The following is a 22,870-nucleotide window of genomic DNA, read 5'->3' on the forward strand; positions in this document are numbered from 1 at the left end:
GTCGTGCAGGGCAGGGTGTTTCGATGCTCGTTTCGCCACCGGTGCGGCGTTGCGCAGCTCAAGTCAATAAGATCCCCGCCGACCTGGGGCCTGGCGGGGATCGCCTGACGAGCTGACCTTTCTGGTCAGGAGGAGTGGTGGTTCTCCATGCCGGAGAACCCCTGGTGCATGCCGGGGTTGTGGGTGCCGTCGAGGCCCATGTCTGACTGGGCCATCATGCGGACGTGGCCGGCGAACTCACGTCCGGTGGGCTCGACTGCTCCCGCGGTGGTGGCGGTCATGGCGACGACTGCCGCGGCAGCGGCGGCCAGGGCAGCGATCTTGCGCGTGGTGATCATTTGGTCTCCTTCATTCGGATGCCGGACCTTCCGGCCGATAAGACCACTGTCCCTTGACAATGTATGGATCTGATCAACTCTCTCTTCGGCTTCGATCAAGAAGTAGAGGTCCGGGGTCGCGCGATTCGGGGGTACTGGGGGCTGAAGCTGGGGCAACGGCCTTGTCCGCCCGCTGGCACTACGGGGGTGACTCGGAATGAAGCAGATCAAAGGTTCGGGGCTCCGAGCCCTTGGTAGTGGGCCCAGCGTTCGTCTGTGTCTCGTTGCATCTGCGTGAGGAGGTGGTCGCTGCGGGTGGGGTCGGTGCGCTGGAGGCGGGCGAATCTGGTCTGGTTCAGGGCGAACTCTCGGACGGGTCGGGTAGGTGGTTTAGAGTCGAGGGAGAAGGCTGCGGGCCGGTCGTCGGTGGCGGGGCGGTATCGGTAGAGGGGCCAGTGGCCGCTGGTGACTGCTGCTTTCTGGTGGTGTAGGGACTGGGTCATCTCGATGCCGTGTTCGATGCAGCTGGCGTAGGCGATGACCAGTGAGACGCCTGGCCATTGTTGTGCTTCCTGGAGTGCGCGGACGGTCTGGATTTCGTTGCCGCCGAGGGCCACTTGTGCGACGTAGACGTCGCGGTAGGTCATCGCGAAGCGGCCGAGGTCCTTCTTCTGGGTGCCCTTGCCGCCCGAGGCGAATTTGGCGATGGCACCCCGTGGGGTCGCCTTGGACGCTTGTCCGCCGGTGTTGGAGTAGACCTCCGTGTCGAGTACGAGGATGTTGACGTTGCGTCCGGAGGCCAGGACGTGGTCCAGGCCGCCGAATCCGATGTCGTGTGCCCAGCCGTCGCCTCCGATGATCCACACGGTGCGGTCGACCAGTTCGTCGGCCAAGGTCGATAGGCGGGCCAGGTCGGATCCTTCGGCGGGGGCGAGGTCGGCGATGCGGAGTTTCAGGCGGGAGATGTCGCGCCGCAGCCGGGTCAGGTCCTCACCGTCGGAGGGAGCGTCGAGGATGCTGGTGGTCAGGTCGGTTCCGAGGATGTCGCTGTTCTGGGTCAGCAGTTCCCGGGCCTGGTGGTGTTGATGGTCCGCGGCGAGGCGGATTCCGAGCCCGAATTCGGCGTTGTCCTCGAAGAGGGAGTTGGCCCATGCGGGGCCGCGTCCGCAGGCGTCTGTTGACCAGGGGGTGGTGGGCAGGTTTCCTCCGAAGATGGAGGAGCAGCCGGTGGCGTTGGCGAGGATGAGTCTGTCGCCTGCGAGTTGGCTGAGGAGTTTCAGGTAGGGCGTCTCGCCGCATCCGGAGCAGGCGCCGGAGAAGGTGAACAGGGGTTCGAGCAGTTGGGAGCCTTTGACGGTGTCGACCTTCAGTGCTGAGCGGGGTGGCTGGGGGAGGCCTTCGACGGCGGCGAAGTGGTCCTGGTCGAAGGTGAGGCGGTCACCGATGGGCTCCATCAGCAGTGCCTTGTGGGCGGGGTTGACCTTGTCGGCCACGGGGCACGCTTCGACGCACAGGCCGCAGGCGGTGCAATCCAATGGGGAGATCGCGAGGGTGAGGCGGTGACCGGGCAGTTCGCGGGAGGTGAACTTGGTGGAGGCGAACTGCTGGGGGAGTGACTGCTCGCCGGCGGGGTCGAAAATGGCCATGCGGATCGCGGCGTGGGGGCACACGATGGTGCATTTCCCGCAGCCGGTGCACAGGTCGGCGTCCCAGACCGGTGCTTCGCTGGTGAGGCCGCGTTTCTCCCATCTGGCGGTGTTGGTGGGGAACACCCCGTCAATCGGCAGGGCGCTGACGGGCAGCAGGTCCCCGTCGCCGTCGAGCATGGGGCCGGTGACTGCGCGGACGAACATCGGTGCGTGCCCTGGCAGAGGCGCCATCCTCCGCACCGCGCCCTCGACCTGGTCGGGGATGGTCACCTGCTGCAGGCCGCCGAGGGCGGCCAGGATGGCGGCCACGTTGTGGGCGACGACGTCGCTGCCCTTGGATCCGTAGGCCTGACGTGCCGACGTGCAGAGGATCTCCTCGACGTCTGCGTCGGGCAGCAGGTCGACCAGCGCGAAGAAGCATGTCTGCATGACGGTGTTGATGCGGCCGGCAAGGTGGTTCTCGCGGGCGATCCGGTAGGCATCGACCACATGGAGGTTCAGGTCGCGATCGATGATGTCCTGCTGGACTTCGACGGGAAGGTGGGACCACACCTTGTCCGCCGGATACGACGAGTTCAGCAGGACGGTGGCGCCTTCTCGGGCGGTGTCGAGGACCCGTCGTCGGGTCAGCAGCGGGAACTGGTGGACGGCGATGAAGTCGGCGCGGTCGATCAGGTAGGTGGAGCGGATCGGATCCGGGCCGAAGCGCAGGTGGGAGACGGTGATCGACCCGGCCTTCTTCGAGTCGTAGACGAAGTAGCCCTGTGCGTGGAGGTCGGTGTGTTTCCCGACGAGCTTGACTGTCGCCTTGTTCGCCCCGACCGTTCCGTCGGAGCCCAGGCCGTAGAACACGGCCTGCAACGGCGCCTTGGGAACAGTGAACGACGGGTCGGGCTGGACAGACAGACCGGTCACGTCGTCGACGATGCCGACCGTGACATGCCGACGCGGCGTATCCCGGTCCAGTTCGTCGAAGAGGCCCTTGACCATGGCCGGGTTGAACTCCTTGCCGCCCAGGCCGTAGCGGCCGCCCGTGACCGAGATGTCGCCGCGTCCTCCATCCGCGAGCGCAGCGAGCACGTCGGTGTACAGCGGCTCCCCGACGGCTCCGGGCTCCTTCGTGCGGTCCAGCACCATCGCCCGCCGCGCCGTCGCGGGCAGCGCCTCCAGCAGCTGGGCGGCCGGGAAGGGCCGATACAGCCGCACCGTCGCCACGCCCACCTTCTCCCCCCGGGCGACCAGCTCCTCCACAGTCTCTGTCGCGGCACCCACACCGGAGCCCATGAGCACCAGAATCCGCTCAGCATCGGGAGCGCCGACGTAATCCACCAGTCGGTACCGGCGACCGGTTCTGCCCGCCAGATCGTCGAAGAGGGCTTGGACCGTCGCCGGGACTTCGTCGTGGAAGCGGTTGGCGGCCTCGCGTGCCTGGAAGAACACGTCCGGGTTCTGCGCCGTGCCGCGGATGGTGGGGGCGTCTGGGCTGAGCCCGCCGGCGCGGTGGGCTGACACGGCGTGCTCGTCGATGAGGCCGCGCACATCCTCCTTCGCCAGGAGGGTGATGCGGTCGATCTGGTGGGAGGTGCGGAAGCCGTCGAAGAAGTGCAGGAACGGGACTCGGCTGATCAGGGTGGCGGCGTGGCTGATGGCGGCGAAGTCGTGTGCTTCCTGGACTGAGGACGCGCAGAGCATGGCCCAGCCGGTGCCGCGTGCGGCCATCACGTCGCTGTGGTCGCCGAAGATCGACAGGGCGTGGGTGGCCAGCGCGCGGGCCGCGACGTGGATGACGGCCGGTGTCAGTTCGCCTGCGATCTTGTACATGTTGGGCAGCATCAGCAGCAGGCCCTGGCTGGCGGTGAAGGTGGTCGCCAGCGTCCCCTTGAGGATTGCCCCGTGGAGGGCGCCGGCGGCGCCGGCCTCGGATTGCATCTGTACCACCTCGGGCACGGCACCCCACAGGTTGGTCCGTCCCGCGGCGGACCAGGTGTCGGCCAGCTCGCCCATCGTGGAGGCGGGAGTGATCGGGTAGATCGCGATCACGTCTGAGAGCAGGTGGGCGATCCGCGCGGCGGCGTCGTTTCCGTCCATGCACGCGGTCTGCGGGCCAGTCGTCATGGGTTCCTCCGGGAAGGTCGGGTAGGTGTGATGGTGTCAGGCGTCGGTGCGGGCCCCGACGGCGCCCCTACATGCGGTGCGCCATGGGCAGGAGGAACAACACGATGTTGACCGCACCCAGGAACGCCACCAGGACGGCCATCGGCACGAAGGTGCTGGTCCGGCGCTTGGCCGTCTGGTAGCGGCGGCAGGTGATGCGCCACGCGGTGTAGAGGGAGCCGGCGATGCCCAACGCGAGGAGGGCGAACTGCAGGATCTGGATGGTGAGGGTGCTGGCCAGGGCCGGTGACTCGGCGCCGTAGGTGATCCCGAACAGTGCCGCGACGGTCGTGATCACCGATCCGCCCTCGGCCAGCAGGTGGAACAGGTTGTGGGAGATGTGGCTGGCGACGTCGAGGGGGATCAGGGCGTAGCCGAACCGGGCGAAGTTCTTCATCGTGGTTTCGAGGTTGCGGCCCGCCGCCAGACGCGACGCCCCAACCAGCAGCCCGACCGGGAGGCTGACCGCGACGGCGAAGGCGACGGTGAAGATCAGGGCGTAGTTGGTGATGCCGGTGGTGGCCTCCAGCCAGGCCAGCGCCGTGTTCCACACCTCCAGCATGGTGACGTTCTGAACGATCACGATGCCCATGATTGCCATCGCGAGGAAGGACTCCTCCACCGAGGGCTTGTTGATGAACCACAGCTCGCTGGTCGGCTTCCGCAGCCGCACCTGGATCGCATCGTTGGGGCAGGCCTTGATGCAGTTGGCGCACAGGTTGCAGTTGGCGTTGGTGTCCATGGTGCGGGGGAACGTGAACAGGGGGCAGCCGGCGACCTTGTCGTTGCCGTTGTAACAGGCGGCCCGCGCCTTGCAGGTGCGGCAGATGCCCTGGTCGGCGCGAAGCTCGACCATGCCGGTGCGTGCGTAGTTGCCCGACAGGCCGCGCAGGAAGCACAGGTAGCGGCAGAATGTGCGGCGCTGGAACAGGGCGCCGGAGACGATCACGGCACTGGTCAGCAGCAGGAGAAGGACACCGGAACCCCACGGTGATTCGACGATGCCCCACACATGATCGCCCCAGGTGATGAGGAGGAAGGAGGCGTCGATGATCCAGATGCCGTACTTCTTCAGGAAGGCCGGGACCGGCTGGTTCACGCCCACCAGCTTCTGGACCTGGTCCGAGAGCCATCCGAACGGGCACACCGCGCACCAGAACCTGCCGAGCAGGACGAACACGATCGGGATCAGCGGCCACCACAGCACCCACATCAACGCAGTGCCTGCATTGTCGTGGGCAGAGTCGGGACCCACCAGCAGCTGGTAGGCCACCAGTCCGAACACCGCTGCCACTGGGACCTGGATGATGCCGGGGTAGAGCCGGCTCCGCAGCACCCGGGCCACCCACGGGATGCGCATCAGGTTTCGACCAACAGGCGGGGGAGTGAGGTCCGGCTTCTCGTCGAGGTCGAGGAAGACCGGACCCGGCCTGTCCCCGGGCTTCTCGCCAGGCCCTTCCAGTTTCGGCAAGGTGGGGGTGGTCATCAGGATTCCTTCGCGGCGGCGGTGGTGTTGGTGGTCAGTGCCGCGGCGCGCGCGTCACGGCGCCGTTTGTGGTCTGGGGCGCTCTTGCGGCGGAGCAGCGCCGCGTACACCAGGACGGCGCCGTTGAACACACCGAACCCGCCCAACACCAGAGCCCGAGGCCGGTCCGGAGGAGGAGCCTCACTGTGCTCGTCGGCGGCCCCGCCATGTTCCTCAGTCGCGGACCCATCACCGGCGGCCGCAGTCTGCTCCCCAGCCTCAGCGTCATGCCCCTCGCCATGCTCAGAGACCTCGCCGGCGGCGGGGGCCGGCTGAGGTGAGGATGTCACGGGGCCCGGGGTGGCGGCGGGTGCGCTCCCTTCGGCTGCCGTCTCATGCCCATGCCCAGCCGGCTGCTCACCGGTACCAGTGGAGGGTTGGCTGCTGGTCGTCGGGGTCGCGGTGGGAGGTTCTGTCGCCTCGTTCGCCACCGCCTGCGGTGAGAGACTGATCATCGCCCACACGATCACGGCGATGGTGGGGGCGGTGGCGGTGCTCAGGGTGCGGCTCATTCAGGAACTCCTCCGGGTGGATGACCGCCCCATCCTGACCCACCGCCAGGGACCCAAATCGCCAAGATCCCGGTTCTGAAGAGCTTCTTGAGAAGACCTTGATCAAGTCTGTACCTAGCCGCCGACAAGCTCCACAGAAGTACCTGCACTGTGGTCTTTCGAGGTACTCCTCGGCATTCACAACGTCACCGATGACACTGCTCGCGGGCGCCGGGTTCATCCCCGCCCTGGGAAGGCAGGCAGTGCAGCCTGCGGGCTCAGAGGTATCGGCAGATCGATTCAGGTGCGCAGGCCTCCGGAGGTGTCTGAGCCGCCTGCGCTCGAAGCCCGGAGATGGTGACACGCAGAACGTTGAGTCGCGCGAGCTGCTCATCGATGTCGACCAGCTGACGGTCCAGCAGGTCCCGAACATGCGCACAGGGCGAGCGGCCCGCATCTCGAACATCGAGAATCTCCGCGATCTGCGCGAGGGTCAGACCCGCCGCGCGGGCCCGGTCGATGAACTGGAGCCGTTGCACTGCTTCGTCGTCGTAGCTGCGGTACCCGGCTGTTGTCCTCACGGCAGGCGGCAGCAGCCCACGCTCCTCGTAATATCGCAGCGTCGACGGCCTCGTGCCCGCCTTTTCCGCCAGCTCGCCGATCAGCATCCTGCACCTCCACGCAGGCTTGACCTTCAAGCATGCTTGAAGGTTCATTCTGACGGAATGTGGCCGCACGGGCGGCCGACCGGGAGGAGACATCATGACGCTGCACAACGAGTTCGATCTTGCGGTGATCGGCACAGGTGGTGCGGCGATGTCAGCCGCCATCCATGCCCGACTCGAAGGGGCCAGCGTGATCGCGATCGAAAGAGAAACGCTCGGCGGTACCTGCGTGAACGTGGGCTGCGTGCCCTCGAAGACACTCCTCGCCGCCGCGCACACGCGCCACGCTGCCCTCTCGAACCCGTTCCCCGCCGTCCCCACGTCCGCCGGCACCGTCGACCTCGTCGCGCTCATACGACAGAAAGATGACCTGGTCGGCATGCTCCGCCAGACCAAATACGCAGACATCGCCGCCGCCTACGGGTTCGACATTCTTCCAGGGATCGCCTCGTTCGCCGACCCGGTGACCCTCCTCGTCGACGGGCGGCCGGTTCACGCCGGGGTTTATCTCGTGGCCACCGGCGCCGAACCTCACGTGCCCGCGATCCCGGGCCTCGAGCACGTCGATTACCTCACCTCGACCACCGCTATGGCGCTCACCACACTTCCCGTCTCGCTGGTGGTGATCGGGGGCGGCTTCGTCGGGCTCGAACAAGCCCAACTCTTCTCCCGCCTCGGTGTCCAGGTCACCGTCGTCGGTAGGCTCGCCCCGCATGCCGAGCCCGAATCTTCCTCCGCGCTCCGCAGAGTCTTCGAGGCCGAGGGCATAACCGTCATCGACGACCGCGCCGTCGCGGTCACCCAAGACCACGCCCGGGTGCGGGTGCGCACCCGCACCGCGAGAGAAGCCGCCGGTGAACGCGTCCTCATCGCTACGGGCCGTACCCCCCGCGTTGACGGACTCAACCTCGCAAGCGCTGGAGTTGAAACCAACGACCACGGCTTCATCAGAGTCGACGCATACCAGCGGACCACGAATCCGGCGGTGTTTGCCGCCGGTGACGTCACGGACGCGCCCCAGTACGTGTACGTCGCCGCCATGGCTGGGAGGGTTGCGGCCCGCAATGCGCTGGGTCACCACGAGCACGTCGATTACACCGGGCTTCCCTCCGTACTGTTCACCTCACCCCAGCTCGCCTCGGCGGGGATGACCGAATCCGACGCCATCGCCGCCGGCTACCGGTGCGCATGTCGCTATCTGCCAATGTCTGACGTGCCCCGGGCCATCACCAACCACGACACCCGCGGCGGCATCAAAATCGTCGCCGATGCCGACACCGGCACAGTCCTCGGCATCCACGCCCTTGCCGATACCGCCGGCGAAATGATGCTCGCCGCGACCTACGCCATCAAATCCGGATTCAACGTCACCCAACTCGCTGACACCTGGGCCCCGTACCTCACCATGGCCGAAGGCATCCGCCTCACAGCGAACCTCTTCCGCAACGAACTCCCCACGTCCTGCTGCGCCTAGTACACGCGACAGCCCAGCCCAGCCAGCCCAACAAGCCGTGCTCGAGCACGGAGCCGCCATGCTGGACGTCCAGCAGGACACTTGAGCTCATCGCCGTTCCGCCCACTGCAAGCAGTAGCGGCTCGGCCCTTCTGGTCCCGCCGATACCGCGCAGACCTAACCGGGAACGGTCCGCTCAAGTTCGTGCGGGGACTGGGCACCCCGACTGCTGATTACCACCTGCCACGCGAGGACGCACTGCAGAGCAGGATGGGGCCCAACAGCTGGGGTGGTCAGTGCTCCGCGTGGCCGCCCTCGGCTCCGGTGGCGTAGTCGGGGACGGTGACGCTGGTAGTGGCGGGCCCGGGCGTAGGCGATTGAGGGCTGTAGCTGATGCCGTTTGGCTTGTCGCCCACAGACACAGTCGAGACGGTCTGGTTGGTCGACAGGTCGATCACGGAGACCGTGTCGTCATAGAGGTTGGTCACCCAGGCCCGCTGCCCGGTCGGTTCGACAACCACCCCGTGCGGGCCAGCCCCCGCGGCGATGGTGTCCTCGATGGTCATGGAGGCCGAGTCGATCACGGACACGGTACTGCCAGGGGCGCCCTCGGTTCCCTGGTCGGCCGACAGCAAGCGGGTCCCGTCCGCGGTCAGGTACAGCTGGACCGGCGGCGACGGAACCGACACCGATCCCGTGACCTTCTGCTCCACCAGGTCGACCTTCACCACAGAACTGGACCCGACCAGGCTCACGTAGGCGTACCGCCCGTCCGGTGCGACAGCGACCTGCGGAGGGGAGTCCCCGACCGGGATCGTCGCGGTGACTTCATAGGTGTCAGTGTCGACCACGTCGACAGTGCCCGCTGTGGTGTTGGCCACGACCACCGCCGCACCGTCCGGGGTGGGACGCAGGCCGTGCGGCCCGGCACTGAGGTCAACGGTGGCCCGGAGCTCCAGCGACTCGGCGTCGTAGACGCTCAGCGTGTCATCCCCCGAGTTGGTGACAAGGACCTGCTCACCATCAGGACTAACGACCACATGCGCAGGGCTCACACCGGTCGGAGCGGTCCCCAACAGCTCATACGTCGCGGCATCCAGCGCCACCACAGCGTTGGCGTGACCACTGACAGCCCAGACCGTGCCACCATCAGGGCTCACCTGAACATTGTGAGGACTCTCGATCCCGCTCACCGTGGTCACCACGACACCGGTGTCCGCGTCGATGGCCGACAAGGAATCACCGTCCTCGTTGGCAACCCACACCGTGCCCCGGATCGCCATCGGCTCCTGAGGTCCGGTGCCTCCCTCACCGGCAGCGCCCTCGTCGCTCTGCGTAGCGGCGGCACTGCTCAACGGCGCAGCCGAACCGGCAGCCGGTGCATCCTGCCCACAGGCAGTCAGCGTCAAGGCGGCCATCACAAAGACGGTGAGGAACAAGGGGCGGCGCAGACCGCCGTGGGAAACGAGCACGTGATTTCTCCTAATAACATGTAGAAATGTAGGACCACTATGACGCCTCGTTCGTCTGCCTTCGATGCTCATCCGGTCAAGGTTCCGTCAAGGACACATCGCCTACCCGGGGAAGTCCCGCGAGGCATTGGTTCTCGCTGGGCGGCGGCAAGCCGCTCTACCTCTGACGCACGTAGATCCACCCGCGTATTACATCGGATTATCCAGAGAATCCGATGTAATAAACGGTAGAGTCCAGGCATGGCCACCCGACACCGACACCAACTCGTCACCCTCGACGACGTGCCGCTGCCCCCGTACGAGTGGAGCCACGACCGCTCCGGCGTGAAGTCGGCGTGGGGTGTGAACCTGCCGATCTCTGAGCGCCACGATCTGCAGCTGATGGCCCAGCGCGGCACGGCCGGCCGCTGGACCTGGACGCTCACCGTCTACCGCACCGGCAGCACCGACCAGGTCACCCGCATCGCCCGCGGCGTCCAGCCCACCCTGACAGCCGCCAAACCGGCCGCCGAGGCCGCCGCCCGCACCTGGCTCGCCGACCAACTCGAGCACCCCGACAAGTCGCATGACTGAAAGCCAGCCAGGGGCCCTGCACAGTGCGGCTGGTGGTCCGGTCGCCGCTGATCATCAGGCGGGGATACTGCTGCCGGAGGACCTGTCCCTGGATGCGGCCGAGGCCGCGTTCGCCTCGGCGTCGCGGGCCTCGTCGACGCTGCGCGGGTACCGCTCCGACTGGACCGAGTTCGTCACCTGGTGCCGCGACAACCACCACACCGCGTTGCCCGCCACCGACATCGCGATCTCCCGCTACATCTCGGCGCTGGCCACCGCCGGGGCGAAGGTCGGCACGATCAGCCGGCGTCTGTCGACGATCCGGTTCGCCCACAAGGTCCGTAACCATCCCGACCCCACCCAGACCGCACGCGTGGTCGCAGTGTGGGAAGGGATCCGACGACAACTCGGCGCTCCCCCGGACCAGGCCCGCCCCCTCATGCCACCGCTCCTCCTCGACGTGGTCGATGCTTGCCCGGCGATGACGAAATGGAAGACTCGCGACGATGAGCCCTCGCTCAGCGGCATCCGGGACCGGGTACTCGTGCTGGTCGGGTTCGTGTCCGCGCTGCGCGCCTCCGAACTTGCCGCCCTCGAGGTCGATCAGATCAAACCCCACGAGCGCGGCCTGGTGATCGAGCTCACCCACTCCAAAACCAACCAGACCGGAGACCTTGAGCTCGTGGTCCTCCCCTGGGGCGCCCGCCAGGACTACTGCCCCGTCACCGCGCTACGGCACTGGCTCACCGCCGCCGGTATCACCGAAGGCCTGGTCTTCCGATCCGTCTCCAAAGGCAACCGCGTCAGCGCCCGTGGCCTCACCCCCGACGGACTGTCCCGCCTGATCACCCAGGCCGTCACCCGGGCCGGTCTCGACGCCACCGGCTTCTCGGCGCATTCCCTTCGGGCGGGGTTCGTCACCTACGCCGCGAAACGTGGCGCCACCTCCCTGCAGATCGCTAGACAGACCCGGCACAAGGACCTGGCCTCCATCGGCATCTACACCCGCATCGAAGACGCCTGGGAAGAAAACGCCGCAACACAACTCCCCCTGTAAGAAGCTGGGGTTCTTGATCCCGCGAGGCCTGTCCTGACGCTTTCCGATTCCCTTGCTTGATGGGCGCACATCTATGTCCGAGTAGTGACTCAGCGACCCGCTAGCCTCCTTGCATGGATCTCGCGCGAAAGGTCGAAGTGCTCGACGGGCAGGTAACCGCGGCCAAGAACGGCCAGCCCGACGACTTTGAGGGGTGGCGCACCAGCACCGAGGTTGCCCTGCGCACGGTCATGGGCGGCGAGTCTCCGTTGCTTGCTCAGTTCCATGAGGTCCGCTACTCACCCCAGTTCTGGGTCAGCGGGATGGACTCCAGTGGATATCGTCCGGCGGGTGTAAAGAAGGTTGTCGCCATCCTTGAGGCCGCCAAGCGCGAGTTGGCGCTCCGTGAGGAGTTGGAGCAGGTGGTTCGGACGGAAGAGTCCCCTGAGGAGAAGGCAACAGCAGCAGAACAGGGCCGGGTTTTCATCGTGCATGGCCATGATGAAGCGCGAAAACACGAGGTGTTCCGCGTACTTCACGACATCACTGGCACGAAGCCGATCATCCTGCATGAGCAGCCCAGTGGTGGTCGCGGCATCCTCGAGAAGCTGGAGGCGTATGCGGCCACGGTCGGTTTCGCCGTGGCGTTGTTGACGGCCGACGACGTCGGGCGAGCGAAGTCCGCTCGTGAAGAAGCGCCTCGAGCCCGGCAGAATGTCGTGCTCGAGGCGGGCTACTTCGCTGGCCGCCTTGGCCGCGCGCGGGTTGTTCTACTACACGAGTCTGGGGTCGAACTGCCGAGTGACCTCGACGGTATTGTCTACGTCCCCCTGGATCCCGCTGGCGCTTGGAAGATGAAGCTCGCTCACGAAATGGCAAGCGAGGGCTTACAGGTGGATTGGGGCGGCCTTGCGGGGCAGTGAATGCGAGCTCTCAGGCCTGTTCTGGTCTGGGCGTCCACCGCGCCGCGACCAGCAGCCACAGATAGTCGGGCGGAGATCCTTGGTCGTTTCGTCACGGGCGATGCGCGAGTCCGTCGCCTTGAGCGTCTTGACGGCTCGGCCCGTTAGCCTTCGCTCATGGACAGGGCATGGATGCAAGAGCGGCTCGAACACTACTTGGACCTGTGTGAGAGATACGAGAGCTCGTATCGAAGCGTCAGCTATGCAAGCTACACGGATTCGATGAGGGCGACTGATCATGAGGCCGAGACACTCCAGCCCACCGTCGAGAGAATCCTGCGGACGCTTGACCCGAGACTCCTAGACGGCCTGATGCCGTTGGGGTACGACTCGACCAACATCGCCAGCCGCATTCGACAAGCCCTCGGAGTGCTTCGTGATCAGGACGAATGGGCGAGGCGCCTTGCACCCGATGCTCCGACTCTCTCGGCAGATGGCATGCATCTCGACGGCGCTTGAAGGTTGGGCGGTAACGGCGCTTGAAAAGTGAGCACTCTTCGACGATGGGAGTGTGATCACGATGGAGGATTGGGCACTGATCAGGCGGCTGGCGGCCGAGGGGGTGCCGAAGGCGAGGATCGCTGCGAGGCTGCAGATCTCGCGGAACACGGTCGCGAAGGCGGTCCGGTCGGATGGCCCGCCGAAGTACGTGCGTCGTGAGCAGGTGACGTCGTTCACGCCGTTCGAGGCGAGGGTGCGGCAGTTACTGGCTGAGACCCCGGACATGCCGTCGACGGTGGTCGCGGAGCGGGTCGGATGGACGGGATCGATCCGCTGGTTCCGTGACAATGTCAATCGGTTGCGTCCGGCGCAGCGGCGACCGGATCCGGCGGATCGACTGACGTGGGCGCCGGGGGACGCGGCGCAGTGTGATCTGTGGTTCCCGCCGAAGAAGATCATGCTGGAGGACGGGTCACGCAGTTTGTTGCCGGTGTTGGTGATGACCGCTGCGCATTCACGGTTCACGCTGGCCAGGATGATCCCCACGCGCAAGACCGAGGATCTGTTGTTGGGGTCGTGGGAGTTGCTACGCCAGCTCGGCGCGGTCCCTCGACGGCTGATCTGGGACAATGAGCCGGGGATCGGGCGGGGTCGCCCGACCGTTCCGGTTCAGGTGTTCGCCGGAACTTTGGCGACCAGGGTGGTGCTTCTTCGCCCCCGGGATCCGGAGTCGAAGGGCTTGGTCGAGCGGCGTAACGGCTGGTTCGAGACCTCGTTCATGCCGGGGCGCAGTTTCGTCTCCCCGGCCGACTTCAACGCGCAGCTCACTGATTGGCTGGTGGATGCGAACCAGCGGACGGTCCGCACGATCAAGGCCCGCCCGGTCGATCTCCTGCCGACGGATCGGGCTCACATGCTGCCACTGCCACCGGCGGTGCTGCATCTGGGATGGCGTAACCACATCCGGCTGGGCCGTGACTACTACGTCCGGGTCGATACCAACGACTACTCCGTCGACCCGAGCATGATCGGGCGTCCCATCGACGTGACCGCGGACCTTGAGCAGGTCTGGGTCCGCGCCGATGGCAGGACCGTTGCCCGTCACGCCCGGCTCTGGGCACGGGGGCAGACGGTCACCGATCCCGCCCATGTCGCGGGGGCGGCTCGGCTTCGTCACGCTCACCAGCATCCCGCCCCCCATGCCAGTGATGACCTGGCGCGGGACCTGGCCGACTACGACCGCGCGTTCGGACTCGAGGGAGGACTGTGATGCCCGGCCCGACCACGAGCGTCGAGGCGCTCAAGCAGATCACCCATCTCGCGGCCGCGTTGAAGGCTCCCCGGATCACGCAAGCCGCGGCCCGACTGGCGGAACATGCCCGTGACGCCGGCTGGACCTTCGAGGACTACCTCGCCGCCGTCCTGGAACGCGAGGTATCGGCCCGGAACGCGTCCGGGGCCGAGCTGCGGATCCGCGCCGCCGGGTTCCCCGGACGCAAGACACTCGACGACTTCGACTTCGACCACCAACCCGCCGCCCGCAGCCAGGCCCTGGCACTGGCGTCCGGGGCCTACCTGGCCGAGCACCGCAACATCGTGCTCCTCGGCCCACCCGGCACCGGGAAGACCCATCTGGCCACCGCACTGGGCATCCGCGCCTGCCAAGCCGGCTACCGCGTCCTGTTCGCCACCGCCACCGACTGGATCACCCGTCTCACCGAGACACACGCCAGAGGCCGCCTCGCCGCCGAGCTCGTCCGGCTACGCCGCTACGGGCTGATCATCGTCGACGAAGTCGGTTACCTCCCCTTCGAACAAGACGCCGCGAACCTGTTCTTCCAACTCGTGTCCTCCCGCTACGAACACGCCTCCCTGATCCTCACCTCAAACCTGCCATTCAGTGGCTGGGGCGCCGTGTTCGGCGACCAGATCGTCGCCGCCGCCATGATCGACCGCATCGTCCACCATGCCGACGTGATCGCCCTCAAAGGCGCCAGCTACAGACTCCGCGACCGCGAGATCGACACCCTGCCCAGCATCAGAGCCGAGCAGAGCTAACATGCCAACAACCGCTCACAATTCCAGCGCCGAAACTGCTCAACTTTCGAGCGCCGTCGATAGCATGCACCCATTGATGTGGTCTGCAGCGAGTTAAGTCCCTCATAGTGGTGTAGCCCCGGTGGCCGAGTCGGAAGACGATGGCGCGGTCACCGTGGGATCCTTCGAGTTCACCTCTCACAGCTCTCTCGAAAGGGACATCACCACGATGACCGCTCCACACATTGTCGACCCCGCCCACGTGCTGGGCAACCTGCTCACCCAGGCCTCGCCCGACATGATGCGCACCCTCCTGCAGACCCTGATCAACGCCCTCCTGTCCGCTGACGCCGACCAGGTCTGCGGAGCCGAATGGGGCCAGCCCTCGGCCGACCGGCTCGCGCAACGCAACGGCTACCGCCACCGACCCCTCGACACCCGCGTCGGCACCGTCGACGTCGCCGTCCCGAAACTGCGCACCGGCTCCTACTTCCCCGAATGGCTCCTGGAGCGCCGCAAACGAGCCGAGACCGCCCTGATCACCGTGGTCGCGGACTGCTACCTCGCCGGGGTGTCCACCCGCCGAATGGACAAGCTCGTCAAAACCCTGGGCATCGACGGACTCTCGAAGTCCCAGGTCTCCCGGATGGCCGCCGAGCTCGACCAGCACGTCAACGAGTTCCGCCACCGTCCCCTCGCAGACGCCGGCCCGTTCACGTTCGTCGCCGCCGACGCGCTCACCATGAAGGTCCGCGAAGGCGGCCGGGTGATCAACGCCGTCGTGCTGGTGGCCACCGGCGTCAACGGCGACGGCCACCGCGAGGTCCTCGGCCTGCAGGTCGCCACCTCCGAGACCAAGACAGCCTGGAACACGTTCTTCGCCGACCTGGTCGCCCGCGGCCTAGGCGGGGTGAGGCTCGTCACCAGCGACGCCCACCCTGGTTTGATCGAAGCGATCGCGGCGAACCTGCCCGGCGCCATCTGGCAACGCTGCAGAACCCACTACGCAGCCAACCTCATGTCGGTCACCCCGAAGACGATGTGGCCCGCGGTCAAAGCGATGCTCCACTCGGTCTACGACCAACCCGACGCAGCCTCCGTCGAGGCCCAGTTCGACCGGCTCCTGGACTACACGAGCGACAAACTCCCCGCCGTCGCCGAACACCTCGACGCGGCCCGCGCCGACGTGTTGGCGTTCACCAGCTTCCCGCGCGACGTCTGGACCCAGATCTGGTCCAACAACCCCGCCGAACGCCTCAACAAGGAGATCCGGCGGCGCACCGACGCCGTCGGGATCTTCCCCAACCGCGACGCAATCATCCGCCTCGTCGGAGCCGTCCTGGCCGAGCAAACCGACGAATGGGCCGAAGGACGCCGCTACCTCGGACTCGACATCCTCACCCGCTGCCGCCTCACACCCGTCCCCACCGAGGAGGTGACCGAGCCCCTAGCCCTCACCGCCTAACGAAGGAACCCCGCTACACCACTAGCCGGGACTTGACCCTGCAGCGTCAGCCGTTTGGCGCACGGGGCAGTACCGAGTTGCTGTGCAGCAGGCCACGGTCGCGCTGTCAGCGAGTGTGAAGAAGCGTGCACGCTCGCCACTCAGCGACAGAGAACTCGTTCAGCAAGTCTTTGCACCTGACCCGCCCAAGGACGGGCAACTAAGACTCCACCTTGCCGGGGACAGGTCCGACCGGTCGTGGCAGTCCAGGCAGCAAGGACTCCACCTGCTGGCCCAGGGAGCGTTCGCCGGCATCCGAAATGTGGCAGCACACGAGGAGGAAGAGTGGACTGAGCAGCAAGCTCTCGAGCACTTGGCCGTGCTCTCGGTCATCGCACGCTGGACAGATGAAGCCGGTGTAGTCGAGAGCGGCTGAGCCACAGCGAGCCCCTCTTCTACGACGACGACCGTGGCAACTGAGCTCGGCCTGGTGCGCCGTGCCCGAGAGCCCGCCTTATGTCATCTCCTGGAGTTCAGGGCTCTCAAGAGAGCTCCTCCGATCCGAGTGGGTAGCCACCCCGTGCACTGCGAGACGCCGGTAGACGCCAGGGGTTCTCCAGAGGGACTGCCTAACCAACCCTCCGCCGAGACGAGCAGCAGTCCCTCTGTCTGGGAGAGTTGACCCATGGAGGACGAGGACTGGTTGATGCTCTCTCCGAACCCTGCGGACGTTTGGGGTTCTTCAAGCGAGGTCTTGAATCGCGAGGTGATCCAACTCGCGGAAGAGGGGAGACTCGACGCGCGTGACATCGACGTTGCCCTGAGCCTGGCGACCTTCGTTCATGACGAGTACGAGGAGTATGGGACGCGTGGCCACAACAAGCTGGACGACAAGGACATCGCCCTGGCCCAGCGCGCCTTGGCCGTGGTTCTGGCACGGGTGGGTATCCAGTTCAGCCTGCCGTGGCGTGACTTCAGCAAATTCCGTTCGTACTGGCTGAAGAACGCCGGCTACAACAGTTGGCAGGCTCGCCGGATCATCCTTGCAGGCTTCTTCGATCCCGTCTACAAGTCGCTGGAGACGATGCTCGAGGGCGGAACCGGTGGTGTGGCGGAAGCCGTCTCCCCTCACGCCGTGACTGGCTGGCCTCGTGTGGATGTTGAGGTGGCGGCGCTCCGTGAGAGGTTCGGCACTGCCCGGACGGCTCAGGACTACCGGGATGTCGGCAACCGATGTGTCGCGGTGCTGGAGGCTGTCGGGGAGGTGGTGTATGACCAGGAGAAGCATTTGCGTGAAGGTGAGGAGTTGCCTGCGCGCGACAAGTCCAAGCAGCGCCTGGAGCGCTACGTCGAGGACTCGCTGGCGGGGAAGGAGAAAGCCAAGGTTCGTTCGGTGGTGCGCCCCGTCATCGAACTGGCCCACAGTGTGAAGCATCAGACCGAGCCGACCCGTCGAGACTCCGGCATCGCCGCCGACGCCACGGTGCTTCTCGTCAACATCCTTCGGCGGGCAGAGCAGGACTTCTGAACGACGCCACCTTCAGCGTGTTTCTGTGACCTGGGAGTCTCTGGGGCGGGCGGCGACCGAAGCAAACTGTTCCGGGGCTGGAGTTCGGGCTCTGGATCATCTATCGTTGGTGGTGCAGACCCCCCCACTCCCGTGGATCAGGGGGTCTTGCTGTTTCTACGGCTAGATGGGTGTTGGTGCCCGCTGCGGGTCGCGTTCTGAGAGGTACTGGGTGTACCAGTCCCACGCGAACTGGTTGCCTCGGTGAGGCTCGATGTGGGCGTTGGCGCTCCACGCCACCAGATCTGCCATCTGGACCAGTTGAGAGTGTTTCGAGTCGGTGAGTACCGCGTCTTCGATGACTCTACGGGCAGAGAGTTTCAGGTTCCGGTGGGCGGCTCTGTAGGTGGTGTCGCTGCCGTCGCCGTCCATGAACACCATCCCCAGGGAATCGGAGTCGTGCAACTCCGATTCGATGCGGGTGATGAGGGCGGCGTAGGTCTGCTGTTTCGTATGGTGGAGCTCCTGCGGTGCGCCTCGTCTCCACACCGCCCCGACGCGGAGCCCTTCGGTGGAACGGAGTGTCTCGAGGCACTCGGTGGCTACTTCCCTGCCGAAGTCCTTCCAGTGCGCTTGCCCGGCATGAATGTGACGCTCAGGCAGGTATGTGGAGATCCGGCCTCGTCCGTTGACATAGTCGGTTGTGTGCAGCTCCTGGACGATGGGGATGGAGAACTCGCGCCATAGCCGCTTCCTCATGTCCAGCCAGACGCGCAGCACATCGGCCCAGCGGTCCGGAGCGAACTCAATCCACCCGAACACCACTAATCCGGACTGGGGGTGCCCCGAGTCGTCGATGTAGATCAGGCGATCAAGGGAGGGCGGCATGGACCTGCATCCTAGTTGTGAAGTTAAGTCCCTCATAGTGGTGTAGCCCCGGTGGCCGAGTCGGAAGACGATGGCGCGGTCACCGTGGGATCCTTCGAGTTCACCTCTCACAGCTCTCTCGAAAGGGACATCACCACGATGACCGCTCCACACATTGTCGACCCCGCCCACGTGCTGGGCAACCTGCTCACCCAGGCCTCGCCCGACATGATGCGCACCCTCCTGCAGACCCTGATCAACGCCCTCCTGTCCGCTGACGCCGACCAGGTCTGCGGAGCCGAATGGGGCCAGCCCTCGGCCGACCGGCTCGCGCAACGCAACGGCTACCGCCACCGACCCCTCGACACCCGCGTCGGCACCGTCGACGTCGCCGTCCCGAAACTGCGCACCGGCTCCTACTTCCCCGAATGGCTCCTGGAGCGCCGCAAACGAGCCGAGACCGCCCTGATCACCGTGGTCGCGGACTGCTACCTCGCCGGGGTGTCCACCCGCCGAATGGACAAGCTCGTCAAAACCCTGGGCATCGACGGACTCTCGAAGTCCCAGGTCTCCCGGATGGCCGCCGAGCTCGACCAGCACGTCAACGAGTTCCGCCACCGTCCCCTCGCAGACGCCGGCCCGTTCACGTTCGTCGCCGCCGACGCGCTCACCATGAAGGTCCGCGAAGGCGGCCGGGTGATCAACGCCGTCGTGCTGGTGGCCACCGGCGTCAACGGCGACGGCCACCGCGAGGTCCTCGGCCTGCAGGTCGCCACCTCCGAGACCAAGACAGCCTGGAACACGTTCTTCGCCGACCTGGTCGCCCGCGGCCTAGGCGGGGTGAGGCTCGTCACCAGCGACGCCCACCCTGGTTTGATCGAAGCGATCGCGGCGAACCTGCCCGGCGCCATCTGGCAACGCTGCAGAACCCACTACGCAGCCAACCTCATGTCGGTCACCCCGAAGACGATGTGGCCCGCGGTCAAAGCGATGCTCCACTCGGTCTACGACCAACCCGACGCAGCCTCCGTCGAGGCCCAGTTCGACCGGCTCCTGGACTACACGAGCGACAAACTCCCCGCCGTCGCCGAACACCTCGACGCGGCCCGCGCCGACGTGTTGGCGTTCACCAGCTTCCCGCGCGACGTCTGGACCCAGATCTGGTCCAACAACCCCGCCGAACGCCTCAACAAGGAGATCCGGCGGCGCACCGACGCCGTCGGGATCTTCCCCAACCGCGACGCAATCATCCGCCTCGTCGGAGCCGTCCTGGCCGAGCAAACCGACGAATGGGCCGAAGGACGCCGCTACCTCGGACTCGACATCCTCACCCGCTGCCGCCTCACACCCGTCCCCACCGAGGAGGTGACCGAGCCCCTAGCCCTCACCGCCTAACGAAGGAACCCCGCTACACCACTAGCCGGGACTTGACCAGTTGTGAAGCCGCCTTGGCCTGAGGCGATGGCCCCCGAAGTGGGGTGGGTCGTAGGCGTCACTGGGCACCCAGACGATTCGAAGGGTGAACCCGCGCGTCGGCGACCTGCTGCAACTCCTCGAGGGTCAGCAGCTGGTCAAACCGGCCGAAACCGCGCTCGCGGCCGTCCTTGACCCGTCGATACTCCGACAGCATCCGCATGTAGGTGTCGAGCATCAGGCGGTGGGAGTTGCCGCGGTCGTTGCGCTCGACCTGTGGCTGAAGCTCTCTCCAGCGGTCATCGCGCATTTGGTACTCAACGTAGGACGCCATGTGGCTTTCCAGCGAGTCGTTGTGGTCGAAACCTTGGAACTCCAGTTGGCGGGCCAGCTCGTCGTCTACAGGGGTGCCCTGCTGCTTGAGGTGGTCGATGCTGAAGGTGAGGATGCGGAACATCTGGAGGATGTCGGAGACGCGGCCACAGTCTCGCTTCGACAGTTCCGTCTTCAGCCCTGCCACTTCCAGCCAGTACTCGCCGGCGAATCCATCTTCCAGGATCCTCGCGCGCCGGAGCTGGTAGTCCAGGTCGCCGTCGACGTCGTTCGAGCCCTCGGGCAGCACCCGACCAAGGATGCGGTGCAGCAGCGCCAGCACCTGACGATCGGTGGTCCTCATGCTTTCCGGTGCAGGCTCATCACCGTGGTGCGGCCGCGACTCAGACACGGGGACCACTGCCTCCATCAGGAGGTCTCGGACGTACTCGCTGAGCGTCACCCCGTTGGCGTCTGCCAGCTCCTTGAGTTGATCGCGGACGTGGTCATCGACCCGCACATTCAACACAGCCATCCGAACTCCTTTACAATATGACAAAATTGTAGCGTCGTCATACAGCATACTGCAGGATGCTCGGCCCGGTCAGGAGGCGCGCTGTTCCCACAGGTCGCGGTGGTCGTTGACGAACCGGTCGAAGCGGGTGGCTGGGCTGCCGGTGAGTCGCCTGATGCTCCGGTTGGGGACGGCGGAGGCGTTGAGCCGCACCACGCGGTAGATCATTTTCTGGACCGCGATGTAGTCGGCTGGCCGGCCGTCGGCGGCCAGCTGGGCGAGGTACTCGTGTTCGGTGGGGCGGGTGTAGGTGATGGGCCGGCCGAGGACGCGGCTCATGATCTGGGCGACATCGGTGTAGCTGAGGGACTGTTCCCCAGACAGGGTGTAGGCCTTGCGGTCGTGCCCTGGTTCGGTGAGCACCCTCGCGACGACGGCGCCGATGTCACGGGCGTCGATGAACGCAGTGCGTGATCTGCCGGCCGGTACCCGGATCTCGCTGTGGCGGGCGATGTCGGCGGCGTAGGTGCTCGACAGGTTCTGCATGAAGAAGTTGGGTCGCAGCATCGTGTACGGCGCCCGGGTGGCTTTCAGGTAGGCCTCGACCTGGTGGTGGGGGGTGTTGCGGTTGAACTGGACCCCTTGCAGGGACAGGAACACCACCTGCCGCATCCCGAGATCCTGCGCAGCATCGATGACCGGGATCAGGAACCGTTGCACGTCGGCGATCTGCGGGGGCCGCATCAGGAACAGCCGGTCCGCGCCGCCCATGACGCGCCGCAGCTGCTCGGGTGGGGAGGCGAAGTCGAAGAGTCGCGCCTCCACGCCGTCGGGGAGCCGGCGCGCGGCGTGGCCGGAGCGGACCCCGGCGATCACCCGCTCGCCTCTGGCGGCTAGCTGCGCGGCGACGGCGGCTCCGACGGTCCCGGTGGCGCCGGTGAGGAACACTGTGCTCATCGGGTGGCCTCGCTGGTGGTGCGGGCCAGCAGCCCGGTCAGGGTCGCGAGCTCTGCATCGCTGAGGCCATCGAACCGAGGAGACAACTCGTTGATGATCGCCTGCTCGAACCCTGCCACCTGCTGCTGGGCGGTGGGTTCCAGGACCAGCAGCCGGCGCCGGCCATCGACTGTGTCGCGGTCCTGCCGGACCAGGCCCAGGTCGCTCAGCCCGGCGACGAGCTGGGTGACGGCCCCGGCGGTGACCCCGAGCCGGGCAGCGATCGCTCCGGGGGTGGCCGGGGACGGGCTGTGGGCGATGTGGAACAGCACTTCCAGCTGGGCCCGGCTCAGGTTCAGTTCCCCGAAGGGGATCATCCGATGCGAGTCCATGACCCTGCTCCACATCACGATCGCCTCGATCGCGCCACCGATCAGCGTTGCCCGGCCGCTCATCAGTGGCTCACGAACGGCATGCAACGGGTGAACCGCTGATCGTCGAGTTGGCCGATGATGAAGTCGGCCAGGTCGTCGCGCGAGATCTTGGTGCTGGCATCCACCCCGACCCACCCGACCCGGTACCGGCCCAGGCCGGGGTCGTCGGTCAGGCGCGGTCCCCGCACCACCGTCCAGTCCAACCCGGAGCCCTGCAGCACCCTCAGGTGGCCCTCGGCGTCGGCCAGCACATGCCCAGCCAGCAACCGCAGCAGCCCACGGATGATCCGATCGGGAAGTTTGGGCCGGTCCTGCTCGGCGCGGAGCCCGCCGCCGGACAAGGTGATCAGCCGCGCCACGCCGTGGCGGTGCATCGCCTCGACGATCAGCCTGGTCCCGTCGGCCTGCAACGTGGGCGGGGAACCCTTCACCTGCCCGACCACACTGATCACGGCCTGCGACCCGGCGACCGTCTCCCCCACCGCGGCCGGGTCAAGGACGTCACCGACCACCACCACAACCCCGTCGACCGAAGGGAGCCCGGCAGGGTCACGCACCAACACCCGCACCTGGTGACCCGCAGCCACCAGCCTGGTCAACACCCTGCGACCCGTGCCACCGGTGGCACCGAACAACGCAACAACACACATGCCATGAACTTTAGGCGCTAAATCAAAGTGTGCGCGCCG

Annotated in this window: 21 protein-coding genes and 1 pseudogene; 11 read left to right on the forward strand and 11 right to left on the reverse strand. The window is 66.3% G+C overall.

All coding sequences use genetic code 11. The annotated features are described in order from the left end of the window. Positions 1-125: 125 nt before the first annotated feature. The 5 genes from ACX1D3_RS09095 to ACX1D3_RS09115 form a co-directional block, all read right to left on the reverse strand. On the reverse strand, positions 126-338 hold the full coding sequence (locus ACX1D3_RS09095; RefSeq protein WP_078919639.1) for a hypothetical protein: 213 nt from the start codon (positions 336-338) through the stop codon (positions 126-128). A 206-nt stretch (positions 339-544) separates the two neighbouring features. Next, positions 545-4,081, reverse strand: coding sequence for a pyruvate:ferredoxin (flavodoxin) oxidoreductase (nifJ, locus tag ACX1D3_RS09100; protein WP_458993604.1), 3,537 nt, complete (start codon positions 4,079-4,081; stop codon positions 545-547). Positions 4,082-4,148: 67 nt separating this feature from the next. Beyond that, the gene (locus ACX1D3_RS09105) at positions 4,149-5,606 is read right to left on the reverse strand and encodes a 4Fe-4S binding protein (RefSeq protein WP_458993605.1); all 1,458 of its coding nucleotides are present in this window, start codon (positions 5,604-5,606) and stop codon (positions 4,149-4,151) included. Then, positions 5,606-6,157: a hypothetical protein gene (locus ACX1D3_RS09110; protein ID WP_153302367.1), complete on the reverse strand. Its 552-nt coding sequence runs from the start codon at positions 6,155-6,157 to the stop codon at positions 5,606-5,608. Before ACX1D3_RS09110 ends, ACX1D3_RS09105 begins: the two co-directional genes overlap by 1 nt. A 257-nt stretch (positions 6,158-6,414) precedes the next feature. Further along, a complete protein-coding gene (locus ACX1D3_RS09115) occupies positions 6,415-6,804 on the reverse strand; it encodes a heavy metal-responsive transcriptional regulator (protein WP_078919632.1) in 390 nt (129 codons plus the stop codon). A gap of 94 nt (positions 6,805-6,898) precedes the next feature. Between ACX1D3_RS09115 and merA the strand changes: the two genes are divergently transcribed. After that, positions 6,899-8,275 (forward strand): mercury(II) reductase, encoded by a 1,377-nt coding sequence (gene merA, locus ACX1D3_RS09120; protein WP_078919631.1) that lies wholly within the window; start codon positions 6,899-6,901, stop codon positions 8,273-8,275. A 272-nt stretch (positions 8,276-8,547) separates the two neighbouring features. Here merA and ACX1D3_RS09125 read toward each other — a convergent pair whose 3' ends face one another. Then, positions 8,548-9,726: a YVTN family beta-propeller repeat protein gene (locus tag ACX1D3_RS09125; RefSeq protein WP_217652155.1), complete on the reverse strand. Its 1,179-nt coding sequence runs from the start codon at positions 9,724-9,726 to the stop codon at positions 8,548-8,550. 240 nt (positions 9,727-9,966) lie between these two features. On the opposite strand from ACX1D3_RS09125, the gene ACX1D3_RS09130 reads away from it, so the two are divergent. The 9 genes and pseudogenes from ACX1D3_RS09130 to ACX1D3_RS09170 all read left to right on the forward strand — a co-directional run bounded on the left by ACX1D3_RS09130 (position 9,967) and on the right by ACX1D3_RS09170 (position 17,726). Further along, complete coding sequence (locus ACX1D3_RS09130; RefSeq protein ID WP_078919630.1) at positions 9,967-10,299, forward strand: hypothetical protein; 333 nt, start codon at positions 9,967-9,969, stop codon at positions 10,297-10,299. Continuing rightward, complete coding sequence (locus ACX1D3_RS09135; RefSeq protein WP_078919629.1) at positions 10,292-11,335, forward strand: site-specific integrase; 1,044 nt, start codon at positions 10,292-10,294, stop codon at positions 11,333-11,335. Before ACX1D3_RS09130 ends, ACX1D3_RS09135 begins: the two co-directional genes overlap by 8 nt. Before the next feature lie 113 nt (positions 11,336-11,448). Beyond that, the gene (locus ACX1D3_RS09140; RefSeq protein WP_078919628.1) at positions 11,449-12,237 is read left to right on the forward strand and encodes a TIR domain-containing protein; all 789 of its coding nucleotides are present in this window, start codon (positions 11,449-11,451) and stop codon (positions 12,235-12,237) included. Between the two features lie 156 nt (positions 12,238-12,393). Then, positions 12,394-12,735, forward strand: coding sequence for a hypothetical protein (locus tag ACX1D3_RS09145; RefSeq protein WP_458993606.1), 342 nt, complete (start codon positions 12,394-12,396; stop codon positions 12,733-12,735). A 52-nt stretch (positions 12,736-12,787) separates the two neighbouring features. Next, positions 12,788-13,987 carry an IS21 family transposase gene (gene istA / locus ACX1D3_RS09150; protein WP_458993607.1) on the forward strand — a complete coding sequence of 400 codons (1,200 nt, stop codon included), beginning with the start codon at positions 12,788-12,790 and terminating at the stop codon, positions 13,985-13,987. Further along, positions 13,987-14,775 carry an IS21-like element helper ATPase IstB gene (gene istB / locus ACX1D3_RS09155; RefSeq protein WP_458993608.1) on the forward strand — a complete coding sequence of 263 codons (789 nt, stop codon included), beginning with the start codon at positions 13,987-13,989 and terminating at the stop codon, positions 14,773-14,775. The genes istA and istB overlap by 1 nt, the downstream gene beginning before the upstream one ends. A gap of 208 nt (positions 14,776-14,983) precedes the next feature. Then, positions 14,984-16,219: an IS256 family transposase gene (locus ACX1D3_RS09160; RefSeq protein ID WP_458993609.1), complete on the forward strand. Its 1,236-nt coding sequence runs from the start codon at positions 14,984-14,986 to the stop codon at positions 16,217-16,219. A gap of 55 nt (positions 16,220-16,274) precedes the next feature. After that, a pseudogene (locus ACX1D3_RS09165) lies at positions 16,275-16,634 on the forward strand (TIGR02391 family protein); the annotation flags it as partial. Positions 16,635-16,883: 249 nt separating this feature from the next. Continuing rightward, positions 16,884-17,726 carry a hypothetical protein gene (locus ACX1D3_RS09170; protein ID WP_078919626.1) on the forward strand — a complete coding sequence of 281 codons (843 nt, stop codon included), beginning with the start codon at positions 16,884-16,886 and terminating at the stop codon, positions 17,724-17,726. 162 nt (positions 17,727-17,888) lie between these two features. Here the strand turns inward: ACX1D3_RS09170 and ACX1D3_RS09175 are convergent, their stop codons facing one another. Further along, positions 17,889-18,593, reverse strand: coding sequence for a DUF3800 domain-containing protein (locus tag ACX1D3_RS09175; RefSeq protein ID WP_458993610.1), 705 nt, complete (start codon positions 18,591-18,593; stop codon positions 17,889-17,891). Positions 18,594-18,731: 138 nt separating this feature from the next. Between ACX1D3_RS09175 and ACX1D3_RS09180 the strand changes: the two genes are divergently transcribed. Beyond that, on the forward strand, positions 18,732-19,967 hold the full coding sequence (locus tag ACX1D3_RS09180) for an IS256 family transposase (protein ID WP_458993609.1): 1,236 nt from the start codon (positions 18,732-18,734) through the stop codon (positions 19,965-19,967). 97 nt (positions 19,968-20,064) lie between these two features. Here the strand turns inward: ACX1D3_RS09180 and ACX1D3_RS09185 are convergent, their stop codons facing one another. The 4 genes from ACX1D3_RS09185 to ACX1D3_RS09200 form a co-directional block, all read right to left on the reverse strand. After that, on the reverse strand, positions 20,065-20,832 hold the full coding sequence (locus tag ACX1D3_RS09185; RefSeq protein ID WP_078919624.1) for a YfbU family protein: 768 nt from the start codon (positions 20,830-20,832) through the stop codon (positions 20,065-20,067). A gap of 69 nt (positions 20,833-20,901) precedes the next feature. Next, entirely contained in the window at positions 20,902-21,768 is an 867-nt protein-coding gene (locus ACX1D3_RS09190) for an SDR family oxidoreductase (protein WP_078919623.1), read from the reverse strand. After that, complete coding sequence (locus ACX1D3_RS09195; RefSeq protein WP_078919622.1) at positions 21,765-22,202, reverse strand: MarR family winged helix-turn-helix transcriptional regulator; 438 nt, start codon at positions 22,200-22,202, stop codon at positions 21,765-21,767. The genes ACX1D3_RS09190 and ACX1D3_RS09195 overlap by 4 nt, the downstream gene beginning before the upstream one ends. Further along, on the reverse strand, positions 22,202-22,831 hold the full coding sequence (locus ACX1D3_RS09200; RefSeq protein WP_078919621.1) for an NAD(P)-dependent oxidoreductase: 630 nt from the start codon (positions 22,829-22,831) through the stop codon (positions 22,202-22,204). The genes ACX1D3_RS09195 and ACX1D3_RS09200 overlap by 1 nt, the downstream gene beginning before the upstream one ends. Between the last annotated feature and the right edge of the window lie 39 nt (positions 22,832-22,870).

The sequence above is a fragment of the Tessaracoccus yangjingae genome (assembly GCF_054483935.1).